Below are 387 nucleotides of genomic sequence, written 5' to 3'. Positions count from 1 at the left end.
GAGCTTTTTCTACGATATTCGGTGATGAACTTTACGCGGTCACCCTTGAAGAATAGGGCCGGATTGACCCAAAAAGTGGATGGGGTGCGGGGGGCCAGAAATTGCTTGGCCAGAAGCTCTTTAAGGCCCCGCTGGAACGTCTTTTCGCTCATGTCCACGGACCGACCAGATAGGCCATCGTTGAACCATGCTAGCTCGATGCTTTCGGCAAATCCCTGGCGCATGGGGGATCGTTCGTATTCCTGCAGGACTAGCTGGAATACCCTAGATGCAGTGCGGCCAAGGTCGAATGCAGCGGCTACTCCAGCGGCGAAGACCTTCACGAAAGAGGCGTCGTCACGCTCGTCTACGGTGTAGATCGCAGCGGTTTGGAGGACCTCTCCAGTG

Annotated in this window: 1 protein-coding gene; it reads right to left on the bottom strand. The window is 55.8% G+C overall.

The genetic code is table 11. The annotated features are described in order from the left end of the window. The coding region (locus tag GHO03_RS25285) for a hypothetical protein (protein WP_178110389.1) at positions 1 to 387 on the bottom strand (387 nt) is incomplete at both ends.

The sequence above is a fragment of the Pseudomonas sp. FSL R10-1339 genome (genome assembly GCF_009600545.1).
GTDB classification, from domain to species: Bacteria; Pseudomonadota; Gammaproteobacteria; order Pseudomonadales; family Pseudomonadaceae; genus Aquipseudomonas; species Aquipseudomonas bubulae.
The sequence above is the reverse complement of the archived record's forward strand: the minus strand, read 5'-3'. Positions and strand labels throughout refer to the sequence as shown.